Origin of the sequence: Desulfitibacter alkalitolerans DSM 16504, from assembly GCF_000620305.1 — a bacterium.
Lineage (GTDB): Bacteria > Bacillota > DSM-16504 > Desulfitibacterales > Desulfitibacteraceae > Desulfitibacter > Desulfitibacter alkalitolerans.
Genome location: NZ_JHVU01000021.1, coordinates 101352 through 116522, shown reverse-complemented (window position 1 = coordinate 116522; position 15171 = coordinate 101352). Strand labels below are relative to the sequence as shown.

Below are 15171 nucleotides of genomic sequence, written 5' to 3'. Positions count from 1 at the left end.
ATAACTATGTTTAAAAAGGTATTAGTATGTACTGATCTTTCACAGGCATCAAATGCCCTTGTTAGCTGCGTGGGGGATTTAAAAAGCTTGGGAGTAGAAGAAGTGGTTTTAGCTAATATTAGACCTATAATTGCACTTCCTGGGCCAGGTTTTAATGCAGTGGATAAAAGTCTTGTTGAAAATAACCCTAGTTTGATGGAGCAATTACTTGTTTTTCAAGAGGCGGGTATTAACGCTATTACTGTTTCAACTACTGGTATCCCTGCAAGAAAAATTAACCAGCTGGCTGAAAAACACCAGGTATCAGCAATTGTAATTGGTTCACATGGGAAGGGAATATATGAAAAGGCTGCCCTGGGCAGTGTATCTTCCGAAGTAATCAGTTTGTCCAAAAAACCTGTGTTTCTAGTCAGGCTAAATGCTGATGAAGATGGTAATAAGGTAGAACTAGCTTGCAAGAGCAGCTTTAACCATGTTATATACCTTACTGACTTTTCTGAAACAGCAGATAAGGCATTAAAATATTTAGAAACAATAATTGAGAAAACAAAGTGCCCTGTTACTATTGTACACGTAAATGAACTTGCTAAATTTAAAAGATATATTTTAGAAAGTGCCAGAGAAATACCTGCTGTATTGTTTGATGATATAGAAGCCAGTTGGGATATAGAAATTAAAGGCAAGCTAGAGACGGTTAAATCCAGGCTTGAGAAGGCAGGCTCACACAACGTTCAAATAAAAATTCCAGTAGGTAGGCCTATTGAGATAATCCTGGATATGATACAAAATAATAAAACATATTCTCTTGTGATCATGGGAAGTCAGGGTAAGGGCTTTGTTAAGGAATTATTTTTAGGAAGCCTTAGTCTACAGGTAGCTCGCTACTCACCAATACCTGTACTGCTTATTCCAGCAAAGTTTAAGGAATAAAGTAATCACAAATTGTTCACAAATCCATCACATTTATACTATATTAATGCCCTATGATAGAGTTGAATAGCCATAGCTGCCAAACAGGGGGTGGAACAATGACGATACCAAACATATTAATAGTAGATGATGAAGAAGGAATTAGAGATCTGGTAGAAATATATATCAAAAAAGAAGGTTATAATGCCCATAAGGCTGCCAATTCCAAAGAGGCTTTAGAGAAAATTAAAACTTCTGCTTATGACCTTTTTATAGTTGATGTGATGATGCCCGGACTTGATGGCTTTGGACTGGTTAAGGAAATACGTAAGTTTAATGATAAGCCTATAATAATGCTCACTGCAAAGGGAGAGGAATACGAGAGAATACTCGGCTTTGAGCTGGGGTGTGATGATTATGTTGTAAAGCCTTTTAGTCCAAGGGAATTGGCTCATAGGGTCAAAGCCCTGCTAAAAAGGACTTTACCTGGCGATAAACAGGAAAAAACACTTAAATTTCCCAGATTGGTTATTGACCACATTGCAAGAAAAGTAGAGGTGGATAACCAGGAAGTAAGCATGACTCCAAAAGAATTCAACCTGTTATATTACTTGGCAAGCTCACCGGGCAGGGTATTTACCAGAGAACAGATACTAGAGGCCATCTGGGGCTATGATTTTTTTGGGGATTTAAGAACAGTAGATACCCATGTGAAAAAGCTCAGGGAGAAGTTAGGAAGAGACAATGGGCCTGACTATTTAAGCACTGTCTGGGGAGTTGGGTACAAGTTTGAGGTGCCCCAATGCTAAATAAAAGTGTTATAGGAAAGCTTTGGGTATCCATTGTTCTGCTTGTCCTGGTGGTGTTAATTCTACTTAGTTTTGGACTTTCTAGTCTGCTAGAAAACTTTTACTATTCCCAAATATCAGCTGACCTTATCAATACTGGTCAGGAACTGATAGAGATTATAAGAGCTGAGGATGACCCCCGGGACTTAACCTATGAGTTAACCCTTTTGGGCCATTTTATAGATGCTCATATAATTATTGTTGATAAAAAAGGTTTTGTCCAGGCTTGTGATGCAATGCTTGGGCTCCCAACAGGGTATTTTTTTAAATCAGATGAATTAAGTAAGGCCTTTGCAGGTGAAATTATAACTAAAAGGGGTCATCACCAGCATTTTGATGTGCCCATGCTCTCGGTAGCCATCCCAGAATATATTGATGGTAAGGTTGAAAGAATCCTTATGATGTTTAAGCCAGTAGCACCTATTACCAATACAATTAACTCCATGAGGTGGTTAATTGTCTACAGTGCCATAATTGCAGTTATTTTAGCTACCATTATCAGCTTTTTTCTTTCCAGAACATTATCAAGGCCGCTGCTGCAGATGAATGAAGCTGCTAATGAAATGGCTAAAGGTAATTTTGACCATAAGGTGACAGTTCAGACCAATGATGAGGTGGGATTATTAGGGGCAAGTTTAAACAACCTTTCTGAACAATTAAAAAACAAAATAAATGAATTGTCCAGCGAAAAAGCAAAGCTGGAAAAGGTTTTAGAAAAGGAAAGGGCTATAGAACAAATGCGTCGAGATTTTATTACTAATGTTTCCCATGAGCTGCGTACCCCTTTAAGCTTGATTCAGGGCTATTCAGAGGCAATTATTGATGATATTGCCCATGATAAGGATGAGCAGAATAGATATGCTAAAATAATCTACAAGGAGACAGCCAGGCTAAAGAATATGGTTAGCGAGCTTTTTGATATTTCAAGGCTCCAAACAGGTAATTTCACTTTAGCTATTACAATGGTTGACGTTGGAAGCCTGATAAATAGTATTAAGGAAAAGTATGAAACAGTAGTATTAAATAAAGGGTTAGGTTTTGAAACTCGGATCGAAGATGCTCTTCCTAAAATAAATGCAGATTATGATAGGCTGCAGCAGGTATTAATTAATCTACTAGAAAATGCCCTTAATCATACTGCTGAAGGTAGAATTGAAATAGCTGCTTATGTAAATAATAAACAACAGATATGTGTGGAAATAGCTGACTCTGGATGTGGAATACCCAGGGAGGATCTGGAACTAGTATGGGAAAGGTTTCATAAGGCTGATAAGTCAAGGAGTCGAAATAAAGGGGGAGCGGGTCTTGGGTTAGCCATTGTCAAAAGCATTATTGAAGCCCATGGTGGTAACGTGTGGGTAAGAAGTCAAGAGGGAGAAGGAAGTGTTTTTGGATTTTGCTTGCCGGTAAATGATAATAAAGCTATCATATAAGTAAGCCCTTTGCTATATTCTCTAGTTTAACAATAAAATCTTTTATAAAGGAGTGGTAAGATGAAGCCTTATAGATGTCAAATTTGTGGTGAAACCTATTTAGGAGAAAGAGAGCCTGACAGGTGTCCCTTCTGTGGTGCGGCAGGCAAACATCTTCTTCCTGCAGTAGAGTATTATGACTTTGGAAAAATTGAAATGTCAGAGGGAACCTATGAAGATTGTAAAAAAGCAGTTGATTTAGAATTGGACAATGCAGCTTTTTACAAGGCATGTGCAGCAGAAGCAGAAACCAAGATAACCCAGGCTATTTTCAAAAGACTAAATAAACAGGAAATGGAGCATGCTGAATTAATATGCAAGGCCATGGGAATTGAAGAGCCTGGGCTGCCTGATATTAAATGTCCTGAAACAGATGAAGAGAAGTTTAAGGAAGCCCACTACAGGGAGCATAGGGCTATTAAGTTTTATTTGGATATTGTTGCCAGGGCACCAGAGCAAAGGATCAAGGATATTTTTAAAGCCCTTGCAGAAATCGAGTCAGAGCACCTGAAGATGTCAAATATCTATAGATAATTAGCTAACAAATAATAACTGTTCATCACCAAGCAAAACGCCTGCTTTTATTATAACAGGCGTTTTGCTTATGATTAGATAAACAAGACTCTTTGTGGTCATTTGAAAAGTTATACGAAAGATAAGGCTCTAGTTATTGGTCCGTTAATTGAGCTGCCCTTGTTAGGATTGGTCTCTCAAGTGCTTTTGCGAATTAGAGCTATGACGCAAGTTAAACAATGCTCTAAGGACTAAGTGCCATTTATTCTAAATATTGACTTTGAATTTTTTCTAACATATAATGGCATCAAATAAGGCTGGTGATAAAGATGATATTTAAAGCAATAGATATAAAGAAAAAAAAGCTAGAAGACAATAGGCCATTGCCAAAGCATACATTAAAATCACTACAAGAAACCATCCTACTTGAGTGGATATATAACTCAAACGCCATAGAAGGAAACACTCTCACCATTTCAGAAACCAAGGTAGTGCTTGAAGGTATCACTATTGGTGGTAAATCAATACGTGAGCATTTGGAAGTAATCAATCATAGAGATGCTAACGTATATTTAGAAGAATTGGTGAAAAACAAAGAACCTATTTCAGAGTGGGTCGTTAAAAACTTACATCGGCTAATATTAAAAACAATTGATGATGAAAATGCAGGGGTATATCGCCAGGAGAATGTATTAATAAGCGGAGCAAGCCATAGGCCACCTCAACACTTTCTAATAAAAGAGCAAATGGAACAACTGATAGATAACTACAACAACCAATGGCAAAACCTACACCCAATTCATAGGGCAGCTTTACTGCATGGTGAATTTGTAAAAATACACCCTTTTGTTGATGGTAATGGCAGGACAGCCAGGCTAATAATGAATTTAGAACTTATGAGGTGTGGTTACCCGCCAGCTATAATTAAAGCTGAAATAAGGTCTAGTTATTATGATGCACTAGACCTGGCTCATATTACAGGTGACTATAGTACATTCATTGAGCTTGCAGCTGACTGTGTAGAAACAAGCCTTGACCTATGGTTAAGCGTATTAGACTAACGTTTAGGGCTCTCTCTTTCGAGGCCTAATTTTTTTGCAATAAAAAGCATTTATTAGTAAAATAACGGGTGATACTATTAACAAAAAAGTACAGCTAGTATTTGCTAACTATACCACCCTATTCTTACTCATTGCTAAACCTATTTGTCACCTGTTCTATTAATTGCTCTGTAGTTAAAAAAACTTTTGTTTTATATGCTGCCAATAAGTTATCAATGACACGATAATATGATTATCTTTTGAAACTCCTATTTTTGAATTTGAGCTTTTATGTTATTTGAAAATACATAGGTGGTAGAGGAGTCCACCCTTTGAATTTACCATATTTTATGTAGTTATCCTGAATATCAAGTTCTACTTTAAGAAAATCGTTGAACGTTTTACGGACTGAGTCGTTTCTTGTACATTCAATAATAGCTCTAGTATGCAGGTCAACGGCACTATTAGTCCCTAGTAATATCATCCTGTACATAAATTTATCTTCTAGCGACTCTGGGTCTATGGATGTATTTTGTGTTGCAGGCGGCATCGTTGGCAGAGGAATCTCAAAATCAAATGCTTTTTTTTCTAGGATTTTTACCTGCTTATCTAAGGATTTTATTCCTGTGGTCATCATAAGCTTAAATTCTTTATCATGGACGAAGCCAACAAAAAGCTGTGTCTGCTGCATTTGGTGATACCTAAAAGCAACATGGTTCCAGATATGGTTAGTTTCTGCAACTGATATTTTTTCCTCTTTAACAGGTTTTGTAGTTTTGTAAGAAGGAGAAATGTCATTCCAGCCTTTTACCTTACCTAGAAGAATAAGTCTTTCATAATCATTTATATGGCTTGCCAAAAACTTCCTGAAAGCTCCTCTTAAGTTGTCGTTGGTAATTGAGCTTATAACCGAGCGAGTTATGGAATATAGCTCTGCTAGTAAATCATTAAATATTTTTCGAAAAATAAACGCATCAGTCATTTCATTTATTTGCATAGAAACTTTGACAGTCTTAGGAGGTCTTTCGGGAGATTTTATTTTGAATGTCTCTGCTCTATTCTCCAATATTTTTACCTGATGCTTAAAATTGTCCAGATGAGATTTGAGTAGAATGCTTAATTCCTTGTCATGCACGAAATTAGTAAGCATTTGATAGGTTTCCATGCTGCTGTATCTAGCCCTTAAAAGATTCCAAATATTATAGGCTTCTTCTGTATCTATCTGTGTTGTGCCTGATGGGTTATTCTTAAATATTGAAAAGCTCAAGTTTTTTCTCCCCTTGTTGAATTTTTAATAGTTTTTGCTATCTCAAATTCTAATATACTTATTAAGGTAATAAAGCATTTGCTTAAAAGCCTTCTGCCCGTAAATTTTTTTATTCTTAAAAGAGCACTTTTACTCAAAAAATAGCACTGATAACAGCAGTGCTATTTAAAAGCCTTTCATTATGGAACCTATTGGCTGTTTCCAAGGTGTTTCCTGATGTTTATCACGTTTCAATAGGCTTTAGTGTTCTGTATAAAGCAGATCATAGTACTGCTTCACCATTCTATCTGATGAGAAATTATGATGTGACATGTCAATACTTGCCTTCATCATTTTAATCCAACGATTTTTATTGTCATAGTAAACAGGAACTGCCTCATCATATATGACCTTATATAAAGCTTTCAAATCATGCTCATCCTGGGCGTTATAATCCACTTCATGATGGAAAACTTCATCCAGCAGCCAGCCGTCTATTCCATGGTGAGGTCCTTCTGCAACCCAACCATCTATTACACTAATATTAAGGACACCATTCATGGCAGCTTTCATCCCTGATGTACCGCTAGCCTCTAAGGGCCTGACAGGATTATTTAGCCAGACATCACTGCCCTGTACCATTAGCTTGGCAATTTCCATATTGTAGTTTTCCAGAAATACTATCATGTCCTCATATTTTTTATCCATTTGAACAAGAAGTTGGATAATATCCTTGCCAAGGGTGTCATTGGGATGTGCCTTGCCGGAAAAAATAAGCTGTATTTTGCCTTCTTTTAGCAGACCATCAAGTGCATTAGTATCACGAAAAATTAGTTCACTTCGTTTGTATGGGGCAGCTCTTCTTGCAAAGCTTATTGTCAGTCTATCCAGGTCCATATTTACCCCGGCTTTGTCTTTTACGTAATCTAATAGCTTCTTTTTTAATTCAATATGAGGCTTCCAAAGGTCTTCCCCCTTTTCCCAGGCACTGCGTATATCTGAATTCTGCCAGGTTGGAGGGTGAACTCCGTTGGTAATGGAGATGATTTCAGCAGAATCAGCTACATGCTTCCACATTTTGCGAGCTGTACGGCCGTGGAGCTTTGATACTCCATTTGCTATCCTAGAAATCCTTAAAGCAGCAACAGTCATGTTAAAGGGATCTCCCCCTATTTCTCGCATCTGCTCATATGTAAGGCTGTTATATGCTTCCATATGCTGCAGCAATTCGTGGCCATGAACCTCATTTCCTGCCTCAACAGGGGTATGGGTTGTAAAAACTATTTCCCTTCGGGTTTTTTGCCAGGCATCGTGAAAGCCTAATCCAGCATTCATTTTTTCTCGTATTAATTCTAGACCTGCAAATACAGCATGCCCTTCGTTAAAATGGTATACGTCTATATCTATCCCAAGGGCTCTTAACGCTCTTACTCCCCCAACTCCAAGAATTATCTCCTGGGCAATTCTGTCTTGATCTACGCCGCCATAGAGCTTGCTTGTCATCCATCCATGCTCGCTTCCTTCAAAATTTGTATTAAGAAGATATAGGGGAACATTTCCGTAAGCATCAACCATCATTATTTTGCAGGTTACATCCATGCCGCGAACTCGTACCTGCACAGTTTTGCCTGTATCCTTGACATTTGGAAATTCATGTTCTGGATAGACATCGTAGGGTCTTCCATCCTCCCCGATCAACTGGGTTGTATAGTCATTTTTCCATAATATTCCAATTCCTATTAAGGGGACTTCAATATCCCTGGCTGATTTTAGATGGTCACCTGCAAGAATACCTAAGCCTCCTGCATATATAGGCAATTCACTATTAAGACCAAATTCCATACAAAAATATGCTACTTTGGGTAAACCCTCTTTATTATGATGCACCATATTGTCGGCAAAAAAATTACCGACCTTCACCTCCTATCATAAGCGTTATCTATATTCTTCGACTTAAATGGCAAGTTTATTCTAGAATTTGAAATGGAGAATCCTATGCTATTTTACTACTGTCCTCCCCTGGCTTTTCTTGCTTTGGCTATGGCCTGGTGTGCCAAATCTATAGACTTCCCAATATAATTTAGACCTTCCGCAGGGTTATGAAAGCCCATGCTGGTTTCTGAAGACATCCAATCCCACATCCATTGACTTTGACGATGGAGATCTTGAGCCTCTGCAAGGAGGGCTTGATCTGCTCCTGGAGTACCAAGTGTGAGTTCTATTTCCTCTATAACCTCAACATTTCTTTGTGCAGCAATCTTTAGAAGGTTATAGTTATTATCTTGAATATGTAGTACGCGGTCTCTAAGGTATTCTTCAGAATGCCTATGGCATACCTGGCAGCTTTCAGAAATTGTCCTTAAAGGGCTTTGCCAGTTATGTGATGTGATTTTAACATTACCCTGTCTTATATAAGGCATGTGGCAGTCAGCACATGCCACCCCTGCAGCATGGTGAGTGCTGTTAACAAAAAACTCATAGTCGGGATGCTGAGCTTTGAGCATTGGGGTTTCAGAGCGAGGGTGTACCCAGTCTACAAAGGGATTGCCCTCATATGGGCCGCTTTGGAAGTATTCATATACCTGTTCCGGCTTCATATCTTCTAGCCTATCTCCCCATGGGAAGGTTACTATTTTTTCTCCGCGAGTAAAGTAATATTCTACGTGGCATTGGGCACAAACCAGGGTTCTCATCTCCTGACGACTTGCATTATCAACATTAATATCCATTCTCGCCAAAGCATCCCGAAGGGCAGGCCTGGTAATTCTTAGGGCATTTGTTGCCGGATCATGACAGTCTGAACAAGTTATGGCATGGTTAATTTCTGCTCTTAATTCATCAAAGCTCTTTTGAAAGTATTCTTTACCATACTTTTCCAAAAGGTGTGGCACATCTGCAGATTTACAATAATAACAGACAGCTCCAGCACCTTTTCTTGCAGGATTTATAAAATCAATATCTTGGACTGCATAGGGATGGCCCCTATTTTGATTGTATTCCTCAGCAAAACCAAAGCCCTCATAGAGAATTCTTAGTTCGGGCTTCTTTTCAAGCTTACTATAGGGGTCATTGCCTCCATACTTGGTCCTTACAACAGGGCCTTCAACTGCTTCCCTATAGCTATCATAATGTCTGGGATAATGGTTTGCCCAGATTTGTGGGTCAATGTCCTCCTCAGTTAAGGCAGGTAGATTAGGGCGAGCCTGCTGGATCACCCTGTTTTTGTTGTAAAGATATGCTATGCTTCCTAAAACAAGTAAAGAAGTAAGAATTGCGACAAGTACAATTACAGATTTTCCTCTAAGCATTAGACGTATCTCCCTTCCAAATAAATACTATAATTCATGGGGTGTATTTCGGTGGCAGTGAAAACAATAATTTCCCTCTCCATTTCGGGTATTGCCGACAATGCGCATTAACTCTCCGTGACACCTCATACAGTTGTTATGTACTACAATACTTCCATGGGAGGAAATTAAAAAAGCCCTGGGGATTTGATTGGATATTGTAAGGACTGCGTCACGAGTGCCAGTATAAGCCTTATAGATAGAACCGGTAATAAGGTCTGCTGGAATGTGGCAGTCACCACAGGTTGCCACTTCTCTGTGAGACGAATGAAACCAGGTTTCCGTCCATGGTCTCATGAAGTGGCACGAGCCACAGAAACTCTCCCCGTCAAGCATTTTATCCAGGGGTGGCATTTTCAGCATGAGTATACTTAGAGCTCCAATGACCACAAAAACAGCAAGTATTTTCTTCATAATACACACCTTTAGCGAATCTTTTTATGAACCTTTTTGAATAGTGTTGGCTAGTATTTTTAGTTTTATACAGGATTTAAATCCTTTAGCAGATCCTAGGGAAAAAGACTTTATTCTAAGTAAGGGAAAGCGTAGAAAAATAGGAATAAAAAAAACTACAAGTTTTTTACTTGTAGTTTGGTAATTTAATTTGGCAGGGGTGACGCGACTCGAACACGCAACCAATGGATTTGGAGTCCACTACTCTACCAATTGAGCTACACCCCTGTATTATGGTAGCGGTGGTAGGACTTGAACCTACGACTCTGCGGGTATGAACCGCATGCTCTAGCCAACTGAGCTACACCGCCTTGGCACTAATATATTATAGCACGGAGAGTGCAAAAAGTAAAAGAAATTTTATGGAAAAACACCTTAAAATCATTCTGTACAGAACAATAGTTTATCATAGAAAGGATCTGATTGCAAACCCAATTGTTAACAGTATGTGATAGTATGTAATTCTAGCATTGTGTTTTGTTAATGCGTAGAAATACCCGTGCAAAGCTAGAAGCGGGCGTCCTAGCGACGGTTAGCTAATCGGATAAATTAAGTAAAAAATTAATTTTAAACATAAATTTTATAAAAGGTATTGCCAAGATGTTTGTACCTGTGCTATACTTGCAAGCAATTAAACCTATTTAAAAAGTGATGACAGAGAAAAGTAGGTAAGCTGAGGTCCTCCAGGGATAAGGTGCCATGGACTGGAAGCATCTTTAGGAAAGACGTTTACTGAAGTTCGCTCTTGATCTGTAGGGTGAAACTGCAAAGGCAGCAAGTAGTCCTAACCGGGTCTTCTCCGTTAAAATGAAGCCAGTATCGGGTAGATATACCCTGTACAGGAAACTCAAGGTGGCTGGAAAAGCAACTCCAGCTATTAGGGTGGTACCGCGATAAGCATCAGCTTTTCGTCCCTAGAGGACGAAAGGCTTTTTTGTTTTACTGTAATTCTAGCGGGTACTGGACTAAGGGGGCAGCTGTATATAGTTGTCAAAAAGGGTGGTACCGCGGTTAATAACCGTCCCTCGTTTAAGGCGAGAGGCGGTTATTTTTTATTTAAAAACTTTGCAAACGTTAAGGGTATTGCTTTTAAAGGTTTTGGAAAGGTATTAAGAATGAGCTGATTGGAGGTGAATTAGGATGTTTGGAATTCCAGATTGGCAGGTGTCCATGGCCTATATTTTAACTGTATTATCAGCAATTTTGTGTATTGTTTACGGAATTGTTAAATGGAATAGTGAAACGTAAAAATATATAAATATAAATATTTTAGGAATTTTTAGAGGGGAAGGGTCAAAATGAACAGTATTTTGTTATATGGCTTGATTATTCTTTATTTATCAATTGTAGCTGGGTTAACCTATCTAGCTTACTGCAGGACAAAAAGCTGCAAGGATTATCTTATTGCCGGGGGCAACAGTCATCCCTTTTTAATGGCAATGGCCTATGGTTCGACCTTTATCAGTACAGCGGCAATCATAGGTTTTGGTGGTGCAGCTGCACTTTTCGGTATGGGTTTAATGTGGTTGGCCTTCTTAAATATATTTGTTGGTATTTTTATTGCCTTTGTCCTTTTTGGAAAACCTACTTTGAGGCTAAGCAAGGAGCTAAATGTCAGCACCTTTCCTGAGCTTTTAGGTAAAAGATATAATTCCAGGTTTATTCAACAATATGCTGCAGCAGTAATATCACTGGCAATGCCTTTATATGCAGCTGCAGTAATGATAGGCGCTGCCTGGTTTTTGCAGTTGGTTTTAAATGTGGAGTATTCTACAACAGTATGGGTTTTTGGAATAATTGTGGGCATCTATGTTATGACCGGCGGACTTAAAGGGGTATTTTACAACGATGCTTTTCAAGGGACCTTGATGTTTTTGGGTATGTCCATTCTTTTAGTGGCAACATATATAAAATTAGGTGGCGTTACCAACGCACATACAGCCTTAACAAATCTAGCCCATCTGGTTCCTGAAGGCCTTGCTGCCAAGGGTCATCAGGGTTGGACTAACATGCCGAAGTTTGCTTCTGAACAGTGGTGGGTATTAGTATCAACCCTGGTTCTGGGAGTAGGCATTGGTGTATTGGCCCAGCCACAGCTTATTGTAAGGTATATGACTGTAAAGGGTCCAAAACAGCTAAACAGGGCAGTGGCTATTGGTGGAGTATTTATTATTATGATGACAGGGGTAGCATTCCTGGTTGGCTCCCTGACAAATGTGTATTTCTACCAAAATCTAGGAAAAATATCCCTGGCGGCCTCTGTTGATCCCATTACTAATGTAGCAAACATAGATAGAATAATCCCCCTGTACATTAATATGGCAATGCCTGAATGGTTTTCTTATCTGCTGCTTTTAACACTTCTTTCAGCGGCAATGTCAACCTTAAGCGGACAGTTTCATGTCATTGGCACATCCATAAGCCATGATCTCTACAAGTCGTCAGGGTTATTGGGACACAGGGGAGGAATCATAGTAGCATTATTGGTAACCGTGTGGCTTTGCTTTAAATTACCTCCAAGTATTGTTGCAATTTCAACAGCTATCTTCTTTGGCATCTGTGCTTCAGCCTTCCTGCCTGCTTATACAGCTGCCCTTTTCTGGAAGAGGGCTACCAGGGCAGGTGCTGCTGCAAGCATGCTGGTGGGTTCCTTCACCAACATCTTGTACATGATGTTTATACATGCCAAGGAAGCAAATGCTATAGGCCTCAGCAAGGCCCTCTTTGGTAAAAGCACTCTACTTGACTTTCCATGGACAGTGGTTGATCCAATGTTGATCAGCCTTCCTATTTCTGCCTTTACACTAATAGTGGTTAGTCTATTAACCCAAGAACAGGAGAGTGAAGCAGCACAAAAAGCAAAAGCCCTATTAGCAAAAAGTAATGCCTAGAAAAAAAAGGTGTATTAAAAACTTCCAGCAAAGTTAATATAAGCTATTGAATTATTGCCGTATTTTTACCATAATTGAGGTAAGTTTGTCATGGATTATATTTTAGCTAATGTAATGTAAGCTACTTCAATTATAAAAGGCGGGCTGGAAGTGGATAGAAATAAATTAGGTATAATTATTACCAGCATATCAGCAGCTGGATTCGGATCCATGGCCATATTTGCTAAAATTGCTTATGCCCATGGATCTAACGTGACAACATTATTATCAATAAGGTTTATTACAGCAGGGCTATTATTCTTACTCATAATGAAATTATCCAAAACCTCCTGGGGGTTAAATAGAAAGCAGCTGGCATACCTGATAGCCCTTGGTGCAGCTGGTTACGGTGTACTGTCTAACCTGTTTTTTTCAGGAGTTGCATTAATACCTGCTTCAGTGGCAAGCCTGCTGCTGTATACCTACCCAACAATGGTATGTATTTTAGCCTACCTTTTTGGTGATGAAAAGATGTATCCGCAGAAAGTTCTGGCCTTATTGATTTCAGCGGTGGGGATAACCCTTGTTCTAGGTCCCTCCTTTGAAAGCTTGGAAATAATGGGTGTTATATATGTCCTGTCTGCTGCTGTGCTATTTGCTTTTTATTTTGTTTTAAGCAATAAAGTGTTAAAGGAAGTTCATTGGCTGCCAAGTTCAACTATTGTATCCCTTTCAGCTGCTGTTTTTTTCATAGTGGGGGGAGGTATTACCGGCCAAATACAGTATTCAATATCAATAGTTGCTTTTTTATGTGCAATGGGAATAGCACTTTTTTCTACAGTCCTGGCAATTGGGGGGCTGTATGCTGGTATTAGTATGATCGGTCCTTCCAAGGCAGCTATTGTAAGTACTTTAGAGCCAATTGTAACAGTATCTCTAGCAGCCATTATTTTTGCAGAAGTTTTATCTGAAGAGCAGCTACTGGGGGGAGCTTTAATTATTATATCAATAATTGTACTGCAGATTTCCAGACAGAAGGTCTGGCAGGGTAAAAGGTTAGTGGTAGAAGGAGAAGAAGGGGAGAGTCAGTAAAATATTTAAGTAAATTATATTAAAGATACATAAAGACATATAAAGATATTACCAGGAAACTCAAAGGAGGCAAAAATTAATATGTACTGGAATGAAAAGTATGAATGTTTGTCCAGGGATGAACTCAAACAGCTGCAGTTAGAACGATTAAAACAAACCCTTGAAAGGGCTTATCATAATGTAAACCATTATAGAAACACCATGCAGGCGGCAGAAGTAGAACCCAGGGACTTAAACACATTAGAGGATTTGCAGAAGTTTCCCTTTACAAAAAAGCAGGATTTAAGAGATAACTATCCATATGGAATGTTTGCCGTGAATTTAAGTGAAGTAGTTAGGATTCATTCCTCCTCAGGTACTACAGGAAAGCCTACAGTGGTGGGGTACACCAGAAATGATATTAACAACTGGTCAGAGCTTATGGCCCGTTCGCTCATGAATGCAGGTGTGCAAAAAGAGGATGTAATCCAAAATGCCTATGGATATGGTCTCTTTACAGGGGGGTTAGGTGTTCATTACGGAGCTGAGAAAATCGGGGCATCCATTATTCCCATATCAGGGGGCAATACTAAAAGACAGGTTATGATTATGAAGGATTATGGAAGTACCATTATTACATGTACACCTTCCTATGCCCTTTTTATCGCAGAGGTGATTGAAGAAATGGGACTTGGTCCCGAGGATTTTAAATTAAAAGCCGGTATCTTTGGTGCTGAACCCTGGTCGGAAAACATGCGTAATGAGATAGAACAAAGGCTGGGCATCCTGGCTATAGATATATACGGTCTCAGTGAAATCATAGGTCCTGGTGTGGCAGTAGAATGCAAGTACAAAAATGGCCTGCATGTTATGGAGGATCACTTTATTGTGGAAATTATAGATCCTGAAACAGGAGAGGTATTGCTTCCTGGTGAAAGGGGAGAGCTTGTATTCACTTCTCTTACTAAAGAAGCATTGCCCATAATTCGCTATCGGACAGGGGATATTTCCAGGTTAATTGTAGAAGAATGTGAATGCGGCAGGACAAGTGTTAAGATAGGTAGAATTGAAGGCAGAACAGATGATATGCTCATAATCAGGGGAGTAAATGTTTTCCCATCGCAAATAGAGCATGTTTTGTTGGAAATTGGTGAAACTGAGCCCCATTACCTTTTAGTTGTAGACAGGGTTGGAAATCTGGATGTATTAGAGGTACAGGTTGAAGTTTCAGAAAAAATGTTTTCTGATGAGGTAAGGCAGCTTGAAGTATTGAGCAAAAGAATTAGAAATGAAATTGAGAGTGTCCTTGGCGTTTCGGTAACAGTCAAGTTGGTAGAGCCAAAGAAAATAGCCAGAAGTGAAGGAAAGGCAAAAAGGGTTATAGATAAGAGGAAAATATAAG

Annotated in this window: 13 protein-coding genes, 2 tRNA genes and 1 other annotated feature; of the genes, 9 read left to right on the top strand and 6 right to left on the bottom strand. The window is 39.0% G+C overall.

Going from position 1 to position 15171, the window contains the following annotated elements; genetic code table 11:
• Positions 1 to 6: 6 nt before the first annotated feature.
• From K364_RS0101835 to K364_RS0101815, 5 genes are all read left to right on the top strand, one after another.
• Complete coding sequence (locus K364_RS0101835) at positions 7 to 930, top strand: universal stress protein (protein WP_028306603.1); 924 nt, start codon at positions 7 to 9, stop codon at positions 928 to 930.
• 98 nt (positions 931 to 1028) lie between these two features.
• Positions 1029 to 1718 (top strand): response regulator transcription factor, encoded by a 690-nt coding sequence (locus tag K364_RS0101830; RefSeq protein WP_035267543.1) that lies wholly within the window; start codon positions 1029 to 1031, stop codon positions 1716 to 1718.
• Positions 1712 to 3190, top strand: a complete 1479-nt coding sequence (locus K364_RS22500) for a sensor histidine kinase (RefSeq protein ID WP_051533744.1) — start codon at positions 1712 to 1714, stop codon at positions 3188 to 3190. The genes K364_RS0101830 and K364_RS22500 overlap by 7 nt, the downstream gene beginning before the upstream one ends.
• 60 nt (positions 3191 to 3250) lie before the next feature.
• Complete coding sequence (locus tag K364_RS0101820; protein WP_028306601.1) at positions 3251 to 3763, top strand: ferritin family protein; 513 nt, start codon at positions 3251 to 3253, stop codon at positions 3761 to 3763.
• 311 nt (positions 3764 to 4074) lie between these two features.
• Positions 4075 to 4803 carry a Fic family protein gene (locus K364_RS0101815; RefSeq protein ID WP_028306600.1) on the top strand — a complete coding sequence of 243 codons (729 nt, stop codon included), beginning with the start codon at positions 4075 to 4077 and terminating at the stop codon, positions 4801 to 4803.
• A 268-nt stretch (positions 4804 to 5071) separates the two neighbouring features.
• Here the strand turns inward: K364_RS0101815 and K364_RS0101810 are convergent, their stop codons facing one another.
• From K364_RS0101810 to K364_RS0101780, 6 genes are all read right to left on the bottom strand, one after another.
• A complete protein-coding gene (locus tag K364_RS0101810; protein WP_028306599.1) occupies positions 5072 to 6049 on the bottom strand; it encodes a DUF3231 family protein in 978 nt (325 codons plus the stop codon).
• Positions 6050 to 6289: 240 nt separating this feature from the next.
• Positions 6290 to 7918, bottom strand: a complete 1629-nt coding sequence (glgP, locus tag K364_RS0101800) for an alpha-glucan family phosphorylase (protein WP_028306598.1) — start codon at positions 7916 to 7918, stop codon at positions 6290 to 6292.
• A gap of 116 nt (positions 7919 to 8034) precedes the next feature.
• Entirely contained in the window at positions 8035 to 9336 is a 1302-nt protein-coding gene (locus tag K364_RS0101795) for an ammonia-forming cytochrome c nitrite reductase subunit c552 (RefSeq protein ID WP_028306597.1), read from the bottom strand.
• A 27-nt stretch (positions 9337 to 9363) separates the two neighbouring features.
• The gene (locus tag K364_RS0101790; protein WP_028306596.1) at positions 9364 to 9789 is read right to left on the bottom strand and encodes a NapC/NirT family cytochrome c; all 426 of its coding nucleotides are present in this window, start codon (positions 9787 to 9789) and stop codon (positions 9364 to 9366) included.
• Between the two features lie 191 nt (positions 9790 to 9980).
• A tRNA-Trp gene (locus K364_RS0101785) sits at positions 9981 to 10056 on the bottom strand.
• Between the two features lie 6 nt (positions 10057 to 10062).
• Positions 10063 to 10139 (bottom strand) — tRNA-Met (locus tag K364_RS0101780).
• Positions 10140 to 10470: 331 nt separating this feature from the next.
• Positions 10471 to 10857, top strand: a binding site (T-box leader).
• A 111-nt stretch (positions 10858 to 10968) separates the two neighbouring features.
• Here K364_RS0101780 and K364_RS27690 point away from each other — a divergent pair.
• The 4 genes from K364_RS27690 to K364_RS0101755 all read left to right on the top strand — a co-directional run bounded on the left by K364_RS27690 (position 10969) and on the right by K364_RS0101755 (position 15170).
• Positions 10969 to 11076, top strand: coding sequence for a symporter small accessory protein (locus K364_RS27690; RefSeq protein ID WP_340622493.1), 108 nt, complete (start codon positions 10969 to 10971; stop codon positions 11074 to 11076).
• 50 nt (positions 11077 to 11126) lie between these two features.
• Complete coding sequence (locus K364_RS0101765; RefSeq protein ID WP_028306595.1) at positions 11127 to 12719, top strand: sodium:solute symporter family protein; 1593 nt, start codon at positions 11127 to 11129, stop codon at positions 12717 to 12719.
• Positions 12720 to 12869: 150 nt separating this feature from the next.
• Positions 12870 to 13790, top strand: coding sequence for a DMT family transporter (locus tag K364_RS0101760; protein WP_035267540.1), 921 nt, complete (start codon positions 12870 to 12872; stop codon positions 13788 to 13790).
• Between the two features lie 81 nt (positions 13791 to 13871).
• Positions 13872 to 15170, top strand: coding sequence for a phenylacetate--CoA ligase family protein (locus K364_RS0101755; protein ID WP_028306593.1), 1299 nt, complete (start codon positions 13872 to 13874; stop codon positions 15168 to 15170).
• The last annotated feature ends 1 nt before the right edge of the window (position 15171 follow it).

Excerpts from the sequence above, each read along its gene's own strand:
- K364_RS27690 (WP_340622493.1), top strand. The coding sequence starts at position 10,969 with ATGTTTGGAATTCCAGATTGGCAGGTGTCCATGGCCTATATTTTAACT.
- K364_RS0101755 (WP_028306593.1), top strand. The coding sequence starts at position 13,872 with ATGTACTGGAATGAAAAGTATGAATGTTTGTCCAGGGATGAACTCAAA.
- K364_RS0101835 (WP_028306603.1), top strand. The coding sequence starts at position 7 with ATGTTTAAAAAGGTATTAGTATGTACTGATCTTTCACAGGCATCAAAT.
- K364_RS0101765 (WP_028306595.1), top strand. The coding sequence starts at position 11,127 with ATGAACAGTATTTTGTTATATGGCTTGATTATTCTTTATTTATCAATT.
- K364_RS0101820 (WP_028306601.1), top strand. The coding sequence starts at position 3,251 with ATGAAGCCTTATAGATGTCAAATTTGTGGTGAAACCTATTTAGGAGAA.
- K364_RS0101795 (WP_028306597.1), bottom strand. The coding sequence starts at position 9,336 with ATGCTTAGAGGAAAATCTGTAATTGTACTTGTCGCAATTCTTACTTCT.
- K364_RS0101830 (WP_035267543.1), top strand. The coding sequence starts at position 1,029 with ATGACGATACCAAACATATTAATAGTAGATGATGAAGAAGGAATTAGA.
- K364_RS0101790 (WP_028306596.1), bottom strand. The coding sequence starts at position 9,789 with ATGAAGAAAATACTTGCTGTTTTTGTGGTCATTGGAGCTCTAAGTATA.
- K364_RS22500 (WP_051533744.1), top strand. The coding sequence starts at position 1,712 with ATGCTAAATAAAAGTGTTATAGGAAAGCTTTGGGTATCCATTGTTCTG.
- glgP (WP_028306598.1), bottom strand. The coding sequence starts at position 7,918 with ATGGTGCATCATAATAAAGAGGGTTTACCCAAAGTAGCATATTTTTGT.